Annotated in this window: 9 protein-coding genes and 1 pseudogene; all 10 read right to left on the reverse strand. The window is 67.4% G+C overall.

Going from position 1 to position 10,779, the window contains the following annotated elements; translation table 11 throughout:
* Positions 1–195: 195 nt before the first annotated feature.
* Positions 196–378, reverse strand: coding sequence for a VOC family protein (locus tag ACFOSH_RS24230; RefSeq protein WP_378241337.1), 183 nt, complete (start codon positions 376–378; stop codon positions 196–198).
* 132 nt (positions 379–510) lie between these two features.
* Positions 511–1,425, reverse strand: a complete 915-nt coding sequence (locus tag ACFOSH_RS24235; protein ID WP_378241338.1) for an SMI1/KNR4 family protein — start codon at positions 1,423–1,425, stop codon at positions 511–513.
* Complete coding sequence (locus ACFOSH_RS24240) at positions 1,422–2,660, reverse strand: cation:proton antiporter (protein ID WP_378241339.1); 1,239 nt, start codon at positions 2,658–2,660, stop codon at positions 1,422–1,424. The genes ACFOSH_RS24235 and ACFOSH_RS24240 overlap by 4 nt, the downstream gene beginning before the upstream one ends.
* A 13-nt stretch (positions 2,661–2,673) precedes the next feature.
* On the reverse strand, positions 2,674–4,044 hold the full coding sequence (locus ACFOSH_RS24245; protein ID WP_378241340.1) for an NAD(P)/FAD-dependent oxidoreductase: 1,371 nt from the start codon (positions 4,042–4,044) through the stop codon (positions 2,674–2,676).
* 36 nt (positions 4,045–4,080) lie between these two features.
* On the reverse strand, positions 4,081–4,356 hold the full coding sequence (locus ACFOSH_RS24250) for an acyl carrier protein (RefSeq protein ID WP_378241341.1): 276 nt from the start codon (positions 4,354–4,356) through the stop codon (positions 4,081–4,083).
* Between the two features lie 31 nt (positions 4,357–4,387).
* Positions 4,388–5,128, reverse strand: a complete 741-nt coding sequence (locus ACFOSH_RS24255; RefSeq protein ID WP_378241342.1) for a class I SAM-dependent methyltransferase — start codon at positions 5,126–5,128, stop codon at positions 4,388–4,390.
* Positions 5,125–6,567, reverse strand: a complete 1,443-nt coding sequence (locus ACFOSH_RS24260; RefSeq protein ID WP_378241343.1) for an AMP-binding protein — start codon at positions 6,565–6,567, stop codon at positions 5,125–5,127. The genes ACFOSH_RS24255 and ACFOSH_RS24260 overlap by 4 nt, the downstream gene beginning before the upstream one ends.
* Positions 6,564–7,712: an acyl-CoA dehydrogenase family protein gene (locus tag ACFOSH_RS24265; RefSeq protein ID WP_378241344.1), complete on the reverse strand. Its 1,149-nt coding sequence runs from the start codon at positions 7,710–7,712 to the stop codon at positions 6,564–6,566. Before ACFOSH_RS24265 ends, ACFOSH_RS24260 begins: the two co-directional genes overlap by 4 nt.
* Positions 7,709–8,752: a ketoacyl-ACP synthase III family protein gene (locus ACFOSH_RS24270; protein WP_378241345.1), complete on the reverse strand. Its 1,044-nt coding sequence runs from the start codon at positions 8,750–8,752 to the stop codon at positions 7,709–7,711. The genes ACFOSH_RS24265 and ACFOSH_RS24270 overlap by 4 nt, the downstream gene beginning before the upstream one ends.
* An 894-nt stretch (positions 8,753–9,646) precedes the next feature.
* Positions 9,647–10,633, reverse strand: a pseudogene (locus tag ACFOSH_RS45145) (IS701 family transposase); the annotation flags it as partial.
* Between the last annotated feature and the right edge of the window lie 146 nt (positions 10,634–10,779).

Here is a 10,779-nt window from a genome sequence, read left to right on the forward strand (position 1 = left end):
CAGCGGCGGAGCTCTCCCTCTTTGCGGGTGGCTATCATGTCGTAGCCGTCCGCCACCACGAAGACCTCCGGACCTACCGCCAGCTGCGGCAGCGGAACTGCTCGGCTGTGACATCCCGTCCTGGCAGGCGTTTGTCGCCGCTTCGGCAACTTCGGCGAGCACACTGCGGCTGTCCCTGCTCTCTGAGCTTGTCGATCAGGAGGAGTACAGGTCCTGTCCGGCCACTCGTAGGCCGTTCCTGTTATCGCCGAAGGCGAGCGCCGTGCGGCCCTCGCCAAAAATGACCGCCTCCATACCCAGCACCCGCGTATAGAAGTCGATCGTGGCGTCCTGATCCGCGACAGTCAGTGCCGGATGGTCGAGCCGGTCGATGCGCATGGGCCTGATCCTTCCGGACGCCAGGTGACGCGTGCGACCACACGGCACCAAGTGTCGACATGATTGTCGCGGCGAGTCCGGTTGGACCCACTTGAAGCCACGATCCACGAGTGGGGGCCAGCCGTTTTGTGCCTACTCAGGCGAATCGGTGTCCAATCGCTGAGTCGCCTGCAACATCAGCGCACCAAAGCTGTCGTAACGATCATCACCGGGGCGGCTGCCGTCACCGGTAAACCACTCGTACGCGGCCCACTCGCCGTCTTCCACCGCGTCGCCGGGATGCAGCAGCCAGCAGACGCCGGGCCCGCCATCGTCTCGTGCGATCAACAAGCTTTGCCCGAGCATCTGGCGCTCACCGTCGTCAAGAGCGGAGCTCCACGCTTCCACGAGGTCTGGGTCGTGTTCGGAAAGCCACCCGATCTCGTCCACGTTGAGCAGATCGACCTGGTCGACATAGCCAAAGCCGTTGCTAGCCAACAGGAAATTCCGGTACGTCGGCGGCAGTCGAGTGCTAAGCCGCTCTTCAGCAGCCACAACAGCGTCCGCTCTGGCCGGCTCATAGCCGATCCAACCTTCACGTTGGACATGGCTCCTGACGAACTCTCCGGCACCGTTCTCCTCGAACGCGCGCAACAAACGCGAGTTGTCCAGGAACTTCGAATTGTAATCACGCAGGAACACGGTCCACTCAGCCGCCACCACAGGGACTTGCACACTCATAGCCCTACATAGCCACAGCCGCTTGTTGGCGGAAGTACCAGGCGACAACACAGGACATTTCGGAACAAATCCGTGCACCAAAGGGCAGGGCCAGCAGGACTTGACGAGCGCGTTGTCGGCTATGGCGTGAATGGGGTGGCAGACCAGGCCGGGGTCGACGGAGAAGTCTTCGTTGTTGAACCTGATCACGCCGTCGCGGACGACGGAGCGGTCGACCTCGACCGCTGTGGTTTCCGGCAGCCGGGACCGGCAGCGGCCGGCGCGGGGCAGCGCGGGCGCGGCGGACACCGTCGTACCGAGAACGGGCACCGGGCGGAGGCGGGTCACGGCGGTGCTGTCCCTGCGGTGACGACCGGGGGTTTCGGAGGCCGATCGCGTGTTTTGCCCACCAACGCGAGTAGCGGAGCGGCAAGCAGCGTGGTGACCAGTGTCATGATCACCATGACGGTGAACACCGTGTCGGTGATGATGCCCAGATCCCGCCCGATGGTCAGCACGACGATCTCGGTGACGCCACGGGTATTCATCAGCACACCGAGGGAGACGCTGTCCTGCCAGCTCTCGCCGCTCGTGCGTGCCGCCAGCACAGTGCCGCCGAACTTGCCCAGCGTCGCCACCACGATCGCGGCCGCCGCGAGCAACCACCCGGCCGCGGTGAGGTCACCGATCCGGGTGGACAGTCCGACGACGGTGAAGAACAACGGCATCAGCAGTGACTTCACGACGAACTCGAGCTTGTCCTGCAGCCGGTCGCGCCAACCGTCGTTGCGGGGCATGGCGACCCCCGCGAGGAACGCGCCGATCATCTCGTGCACACCGATCTGGTGGCTGACCCACGCGCACGCCGCGGTGATCACCAGCACGCTCCAGAACGGCGGTCGTCCCCATTTGGCCAGCAGCGGCGCGACGACGAACAGCATCACCAGCACGAACCCGAGGGTCAGCGACAACGTCCGCACGACTGCCGACGGGTGCCCGGCTCCGACCAGCGCGGCGGCGGTGCCGACCAGCAGCCACGCGGCGACGTCGTTCAAGGCGGAGCAGAGCAGGCTGAGGCGACCGACCCGGGTGCGTTCCAGCCCGAGGTCCTGCAGTATTCGCGCCAGCACCGGGAGCGCCGTCACCGCCATGGCCGCGCCGAGGAACACCGTGAACCCGACCGGGTTCACGGTGTTCCCGAACATCGGGTGGATGACCAGAGCGAACCCGACGGCGAGCCCGAACGGCACGAGCACCGAAGCGCCGCCGATCGCCAGGACCGTGCGGCCGCCGCCGCGCAGGCTCGCCGAGTCCACTTCCATCCCGACGAGCATCACGAACAGCACCAGCCCGAGGCCGGCGATGCCGCGGACCTGCCCGACAACCTGGTCGGGGAACAGGTAGCCCTGCACCGAGGGGGCGACGTGTCCGAGCAGACTCGGCCCGAGCAGGATGCCGGCGGTGAGCTCGCCGAGCACTCGTGGCTGCCGCAAGCGGGCGAAGAGCCAGCCGAGCAACTGCACCGCCAGCACCACGACCGCCACCGCCAGCAGGAGGCGGGCCTGTGCCTCCGCGGCGCTCACCAGCGCACACCGTTCAGAACAGGCACTTCGACTCCGGGGAGACGCGCATGTTGCCCAGCTTGCTGTGCCAAAGGTGCGTTGGATCGTTCTCGACGGCCGCGAGGAACTCACGCATCGCGATGAGCGCTGTCGGCTCCTCGTCGTCGTAGACGTCGCCCTGCAGCAGTTTGAGCACGCCGACCCGGTACCTCGGGTCCTGCACGAACGCGGTGAACAGGATGTTCAGCCGGTAGTAGATCGAGATGAACTCGTACCAGTTGGAAACGCCGCGCCGGAGCTTTCCGACGTAGGTGTCGAACCGGTGTGCGCGGAAGTCTCCCGCCTCGGCGGCCGCGATGATGTCGGCACAGGCGAGCCGGGCGCTGTTCATCGCCACCGACACCCCGCTCGAGAAGATCGGGTCCACGAACCTGGCGGCGTCCCCGACCAGCAGCATCGAGTCGTCGGCCACCTTGCGCATGCCGTAGCTGTAGTCGCCCTCCGTCTTGAACGGGCGCAGCCGCCGGCTCCTCTTGAGCGCGTCCAGCAGCCCGGGCCGGCTCGCCACGGAGTTCCAGAAGAACCCTTCGAGGTCGTCTTTGGCTTCCTTGAAGCGGGACTTCTGGGTGACGACACCCACGGACGTGATCGTGTCGGTGATCGGGATCTGCCAGACCCAGGTGTCCTCGATCGGGAGGAAGTGGATGAAGATGTAGTCGGCCTGCTCGCCCCGGTCGGCCAGTGCGGTCCGGTCCAGGTCCTCGAACCAGCTGTGTACGGCGTACTGCTTGAACACCGGATCGGGCACCTTCACCTTCAGCTGGCGCCCGAGCAAGGTCGAACGGCCACTGGCGTCGACCACCATGCGGGCGCGCACCGGAGTCCGGACGGGCCCCATGCCGACGTCGAGGACCGGGCGATCGGAGTCGGTGAAGCCGACCCGGTGCACGCGGGCACCGGAGAACACCTTCGCGCCCAGGCTCTCGGCGTGCTTGAGCAGGATCAGGTCGAACTGGGCACGGTCGACGTGGAAGGTGTAGTCGCGGTCTACGCCGAGCTGCTCGCGCTCGTTGAACAACACTTCGGCGGTGCCGAGCCCCTGCTGGTGCACGTCGAAGTCGAGCGGGTCGATCCCGTCCCCGTTCGCCGCGGTCCAGGCCGCTCCGTACTTGCGTGGGAACCCGGCGGCCTCGATCTTGTCCATGGCCCCGATCTCGAGCAGGACCGGCGTGGTCGCCGGCACCAGCGACTCCCCGACGTGCTCGCGCGGGAACAACTCGCTCTCGAAGACGGCCACTGACAGCCCCGCCTTGGCGAGGTAGGACGCCGTCGTGGAGCCGGCCGGGCCGCCACCGATCACGGCGACGTCGAAGTCGTGGCCTGCCGTCACGTCAACACTGCTCATCTGTGCTGCTCCTGCCTTGTGCTCGAATCGGGCTGATCAGGTGGTGTGGAGGAGGCTGACGGCGAGATCGGTGATGCTGTCGACGTCGCGGAAGTTCTTGCCGGTCATGGCTATGGGCGGTACCCGTGCGCCCACTTCGTCGCGGAGCCAGGCGACGAGCCGCGCGGTGCGTAGCGAGTCGAGGATTCCGGCCTCCAGCAAGGACGTCGTCGAAGTCACCTGGTCACGTTCGGCGGCGTCTGCCAGCTCGTCGCGGACGTAGGACAGGATGCGGTCGTGCACGTCGGCGTGCTCTGCGGTGTTCGTGGACATGGGGCAACCTCCTGGTTGTGGTCAGTCGTGGTCATCGGGGGTGGACGACGTGCGGACGCCTGGCCAGTGCCCAGGCCGTCGGCAGTTCGATGGCGGCGCCGTCGGCGCCGAGCTGGGTGGTCTGCAGCGAGTCGTCACCGGATGCCACGACCTGCAGACCTTGCCGGGTAAGGAGCGCGTCGAGCTGCCGCTCCTCCCCGGGGACGGTCGGGATGTCGAACCCGAAGTGGCGTTGCAGCGGTTCGAACTTCTCCAGCGCGGCGCCTTCGGACTCGATGATCGACCGCACCACCCAGCGCGTCACGCTGGTCAGCTCGTGCGCGATGAGGTGACCGCGGCCGGCGAGCAGCGCGCCGATCGCCCACACCGCACGTTGTTGCGCGTCCGGCAGGAGCTGATGCAGCACACCGCGGACGTAGACGTTGGCGTCGCCGAGTTCGGCGGCCAGTGCGGCGACTTCGGTGTCGTCGAGCAGGTCGATTCGCCGGTACTCGATGTTGGCGGCCGCGTTGTCGCGCCGGGCGATCGCCAGAGCGTGCTCCGCGATGTCGATGCCGATGACCCGGTTGCATGACTCGGCGAGTCGCACGGTCTGGCGTCCGCTGCCGCAACCGAGGTCGATCATCGGGAGCGCCGGGTCGATGTGCTGTTCGACGCGGCGCAGGTGGATCGCGGCAGCGGTGGCCGACGGGGAGTCCCATAACGCCGTCTCGCCCGCCTTGGCGATCTCGTCCCAGTAGGCCTCCCAGCCCTGCCGCAGTGCGGTGTTCATGTGGTCTCTCCTGTTGTCGAGGCGGAAAGCAGGTCGCTGGCCAGGCTGACCCGGTCGACCTTGCCGTTCGCGTTGAGCGGGATGTCCTGCACGAGCTGCAGAGAGTCGATGAGCATGTAGCGGGGTAAGAGCGCGGCGCTGTGGCGGCGCAGCGCGGCGAAGTCGGGCCGGCACCCGTCCCGTGGCCGCACCACCGCGTGCAGGCGCGCGTCAGCTCCGGTACCGATCACGAGCACCACGGCCCGGTCGATGTCGTCGTGCAGGGAAAGTGCCGCCTCGATCTCGCCCGGCTCTACGCGGTGGCCGCGGACCTTCACGAGGTCGTCGCGCCGCCCCGAGTAGTGGAGCTCGCCGTCGGCGTCGAACCGGCCGAGGTCACCGGTGTGGTAGGGACCTCGGTGTGGGGCACGTCCCCGGTAGCCCAGCATCACGGTGGGACCGGACACGACGATCTCTCCGTCCTCGGCGAGCGTCACCGTGTCGCCGCAGCTGCTCCGGCCGATGGGCAGCGGGTCCGTACGGTCGAGGTCGGCCTTGGTCACCTGGTAGGAGGTGCAGACGTTTGTCTCGGTCGGCCCGTACCAGTTGAACATCGCCACGGACGGCCACTGGGCGCGCAGCCGCTGCACGGCGGCAAGCGGAAACGGCTCACCCGCGAAGACGCACACCCGAAGTTCGGCGGGCCCTCGTTCGAGCAGCTCGCCGGTGTCGATCATCTGCATAAGCGCCGACGGAACCGAGTACCACACGGTGATGCGGCTTTCGATGATGAAGTCGACCAGCAGCGGCGCGACCTGAGCGAGTGTCTCCGGGACCAGGTGGACACTCGCACCGGCGCGGAACGCGGCGTAGAGGTCGAACACCGACAGGTCGAAGTTGAACGACGCGTGGTTGGCCAGCCTGTCGTCCTCTCCCACACCGGCGGTGGCGGTGGCCCAGTCGACGAAAGCCATCGCGTTGCGGTCGGACAGGACCACACCCTTGGGCGTGCCGGAGGAGCCGGAGGTGTAGAGGATGTACACGGGGTCATCGGGTGCGATGGGAACCGCGGGCGGCGGTGCGGTTCCAGAACGCTCACACAGCTTGGCCGGGGTGGCCGTCGGAACGTCCGTGACGAGGTCTCGTTCGGTGACCACCAGTGCGGGCCCGCAGTCGTCGACGATGCGCCGAACCCGTTCGGGGGGGTTCGCCGGCGCCACCGGCACGTACACCGCCCCGATCCGCAGCACGCCCTGCATGACCACGACGAGATCGGCCGACTTCTCCGCCCAGAGCACCACCCGGTCTCCGGCACGGACACCGAGGGCGTGCAGTGCCGTGGCGGCCGCGTCGGCACCGGCGTCCAGCTCGGCGTAGGTGAGAGTGACGGAAAGATCGGCCACCGCGGGCGCGTGTGGACGGCGCTGGGCGGCGGTGCGGACGAGCTCGCGGAGGTTCACAGCCCCAGCTCCCGCGCGACAACTCGGCGTTGCACGTCCGAGGTGCCGGAGAAGATGGTGGCGGGCAGGCTGTCCCGCAGCACCAGTTCCACCAGGTCGTCACGTAGGTAGCCGGCGCCGCCGAAGAGGTTCACCGCATCCAACGCCGAGGCCACCACCCCCTCGGAGATCGTCAGCTTGGCCATCGCGGCCCACTCGGCCGCGTCATCGGCACCGTCCGGTCCGTCGTCAAGTGCCGCGCAGGCCCGGTGCAACAGCAGCCTGCCGCTCTCCAGACGCAGTTTCATCCCGACGATCCGGTCCGCGACGGCCTGGAACCCGCCGATGGCCTGACCGAACTGGTGCCGTTGCCGCGCGCGGGCCACGCAACGGTCGACCAGCCGCTGCTGCAAGCCGACATAGATCGCGAACAAACAGCTGCGTTCCCAGCGCATCGAATGGGCGAACACCGCGGCACCCCCGCCAACCGGCCCCACCACGCGCTCGTCCGGGACGAAGCACTGCCGCAGGTGCAGCTGCCCGGCCGGGCACGAACGCAGACCGGTCTTCTCGTGCGCTGAGCCTGGCCGTACCCCGTCGTCGTCGCGTTCGACCAGGAAGGCGGTGGTACCGAGGTGGCCGGCGGACGGGTCCGTTGTCGCGTAGACGAGGTAGACGTCGGCCACCGGCCCGTTGCTGACCCAGCTCTTCGTGCCATCCAGTGTGTAACCGCCTTCGACGCGGGTGGCCGTCGTCGCGAGCCGGGACGTGTCGGAACCGGCGTTCGCTTCGGTCATCGCGTTTCCGGCGATCGCCTCACCGGAGCACATCGCCGCCAGCCATCGCTCGTGCGCCGCGGTCGAGCAGAACCTCGCCAACGGCATCGCGCAGGCGAACAGGTGCGCCGCGGCGGCGAACAGCAGCCCGGTGTCGTGGCCGACCTCACCTGCGGCCTCGAACCGCTCCGCCGTCGCCCGCGCACTCAGGCCTGTCCCGCCACGTTCCGCCGGGACCGACGCGCCCAGCAGCCCGAGACGGGCCAGCAATGTCCAGTCCGCTCGCGTGTAGCCGGGCCGATCCGAGGTCACCGCGGGGGAGAAGGCCGCGCCCAGCATCTCGCGCAGATCCCGCAGCGATACTTCGTCCTGCTGGTCGAGGAGCGTCATGCCGCGACCTCCGCCCACCCGGGCGATCGCAGGATCTCGAACACCGCGCAGGCGATGTTCAGCCCTGGCCCCACGCCGAGCATCATGAAGTGGTCGCCCGGGGTGAGTTCACCGCGTTCGATCAGGTGTTCCAGCGCCACGATCTGGTCACTGGCCCCGATGTGGCCCACGGTGCGCCCTTGTTCCCAGGTCGACCGGGACATCGGTAGGCCCAGCGGGATCATCGCGCGGCCCTCGACCCGTTCACGCGATCCGTTGACGTAGCCGACGCGCGTGACGTCCGACATCTCGATCCCGGACTCTTCCAACGTCCGGGTCACCACCTCGTCCTGTGCCGCGACGATCCGTAACGGCCCGTCGTCCCCGGCTGGGCGGGATTCGAGGAACTTCTTCTTGCTGTCGCCGAAGTTGAGCTGCTTGCCCAGCGTCGAGCCGGGTGGGAACAGCGGCTCGGAGTCGCGGTGCATCGGCTCGAACTCCGGCAGCGTGATCGCGTTGATGGAGCACAGCCGGGCGAAGCCCTGGTCGCGGGTCAGCACGACCGCCGAGCCGGCATCGCCCATCACGAAGTGCGGGCTGAATTGCCAGCGATCCAGCAGCGGCGAGTTGAAGTTGTCACCGGTGGTCAGCAGCGCCGCCGAGTGCCCCGGATCGGCCATGAGATGGCTCGCACCGAGTTCCAGCGCGCTGAACATCCCCATGCAGCTCTGCCGTACCTCGGCCGCGGTCGCGGCCGACGCTTCGATACCGCGTTGGACGTAGTACTGCGGGCACCAGCCGTGCGGACCCTGGGCCCACACGCTCACGTAGAGCACCAAGCTCAGCTCGTGACCGGTTCGACCGGCACGGCCGAGCGCGGTCCGCGCGGCGTGCAACGCCAACTCGGGCGCCGGCACGTCCTTGGCGTCGGTCACGCGCTGGATGCCATAGCGCTCCGCGGCCTCCGCCGCGATGAGGTTCTGCTGCACCGCGTGGTCGACTCTGACGGTCTCGGGAAGGCAGCTGCCGAGCCCCCCGACGAACACCCCGGAAACTTTCACGGGTGCCTCCTCTTTTCGTTGCATTCCGATGTCGTCGGCGATTTTTCGAACAACTACCAAAGAAAGAATAAACGGACGAGTAGTCGACACAAAGAGCACTTGCGTCGGGGAACATGCACGTCAATGGGAAGTGAACGACACAAATTGGATCTGCTCGCAGGTCGCGCGGTTCTGTTCCTGGTGCTTCGCCTTCGCCGGCGGTCTTGACCGAACTAATACCAGCGAAGTCGCCGCCGCGTCCAGGAGCCTCGTCCCACGGAAGGGCATATTTCTCCAGTTCGATGTCTAAAGGGGCAAACATTACGCAGCCGCGGAGAGTTGGAGGAGGTTGCCTCACGTGGTGCCGCCCAGGTCCTCCGGCACCATCCTTCGTGGTCAGCGAGGGTCGTGGTGCCGGACGTCGCCGCCTGGCCGGTGATCGGCAACGCTCGGCTGCCGGTGCCCGATGAGTTATCCCTGGCGCCCCTAATCGTCAGTTCTCGAACAATGCGGGCCAGGTCTCCTCGTGCGGTCGGCGATCGTGCTGGAGAGCGCCGAGGGGCAGCTCGAACAGTTTCGTGCCACAATGGCTGTGGCTCGGTTGAGAACGCTCAGGGCTGACGTGACGACGACGGCAATCTTCTTTCCGACGGGAGTCAGCCGCATGGGGCATGCTCGTTCGGTTCAGTCAAGGAGTGCTCCGGCAAAATCGTGCTCGAGGCGCCCATGCCCGTTTCATGGGTGACGTCGAGCAGGGTACGCCTGCGAATACCGTGCTAATAGTGCTTTGTTAAGTGGCGTTGGGCTGGGGTTTCTGTGGCGGGATTCGGAAAGGGGCGGGTTGTCGGCAGGTGTGGCAGACGCCTGTCCAGACGGCGAGCAGGGCTTGGAGTTCGCGCAGGACTGCGTTGAGGGTCAGGCCTGCGCAGGGGCTTTTGGGGTGCGGCGCAGCTGGGTGCAGATGGCTTGCGCGACCGCGGCGAGGGTGACGTGGCGATGTAAGCCGAGCCAGGAGCGGCCTTCGAAGTGGTCGAGGCCGAGGCCGTCTTTGAGTTCGCGGTAGTCGTGTTCGATGCGCCAGCGGATTTTGGCCAGCCGCACCAGGTCCCGTGGTCGGACATCGACAGGGAGGGTGGAGAGCCAGTAGTCGGTGGGCTCGGGTTCGCCGGGTGGCCATTCGGCCAGCAGCCATCACTCGGGCAGGCTCCCGTCGCCGCTGCGGGGGATGTTGCGATTGGCGGGCCTGACCCGCAACGCAAGAAACCGTGATCGCATAATCGCGGTCGGGTTGCCCGGCGACTTTCGTGATCCGGGCCGCCAGACCACGAACCGGCCCGCCGACCGCCCAGCGGCAAGCACGAGGGTCTTCAGACCAACCGGCTGGCCGGGTTAGCGCGGCTGCGGTGGTCGTCCGGCTCCGCGATAGGCCGGGGTCCCCGGCACTTCCTCGGCAGAATGGGCGGTCGCGGTCGGGGTGACGGCCAGCACGTAGGTGAGACCGCGTTCGGTCAGGCCGAGCCGGAATTCGGTGGCGTCGCCATCGCCGGCGTCGGCCACCACCGGCCGCCGCGGCAGATCCCACTCGGTGACCGCGTGCACGCTCACCCCGACCTGACAGTTCCCGGTCTTGCCGAGCGCGCCGCAGTACATCCGCGCCACACCAGGGGAATCCTTGCCGTCCTTGGGAAACCCGGTGTCATCGATGACCAGCGCATCCGGGGCGACAAACTCACCGGCCCACCCGGCCAGGCGTCTCCGGACCTCGGCGTGGCCTCAGGTCGAGGTGGTGACGAACTGCCGCAGCTGCTGATGATCGACCCCGAGCCGCTCGGCCATCGGCTGCATTGACTTGCGCTTGCCGTCCAGCATCAGCCCACGCAGATACAACTCACCCTTCGCCCGCCACTACCAGTGGTCCCACGACGGTCTTTACCGAACGACCGCTGACGTCAAGTTCGCGACTGCGGCCTGGGTCGAGTGGTACGATAAACGTCTGCTGCACTCAGTCTGGGCATGGTCAGTCCACCGAGTTCAAGGCAGCCCACGAC

It is taken from the genome of Amycolatopsis speibonae, assembly GCF_042647925.1.
Classification (GTDB): Bacteria; Actinomycetota; Actinomycetes; order Mycobacteriales; family Pseudonocardiaceae; genus Amycolatopsis; species Amycolatopsis speibonae.

Coding starts and splice junctions, on each gene's coding strand:
- ACFOSH_RS24230 (WP_378241337.1), bottom strand. CDS start 378: ATGCGCATCGACCGGCTCGACCATCCGGCACTGACTGTCGCGGATCAG.
- ACFOSH_RS24245 (WP_378241340.1), bottom strand. CDS start 4,044: ATGAGCAGTGTTGACGTGACGGCAGGCCACGACTTCGACGTCGCCGTG.
- ACFOSH_RS24265 (WP_378241344.1), bottom strand. CDS start 7,712: ATGACGCTCCTCGACCAGCAGGACGAAGTATCGCTGCGGGATCTGCGC.
- ACFOSH_RS24250 (WP_378241341.1), bottom strand. CDS start 4,356: ATGTCCACGAACACCGCAGAGCACGCCGACGTGCACGACCGCATCCTG.
- ACFOSH_RS24255 (WP_378241342.1), bottom strand. CDS start 5,128: ATGAACACCGCACTGCGGCAGGGCTGGGAGGCCTACTGGGACGAGATC.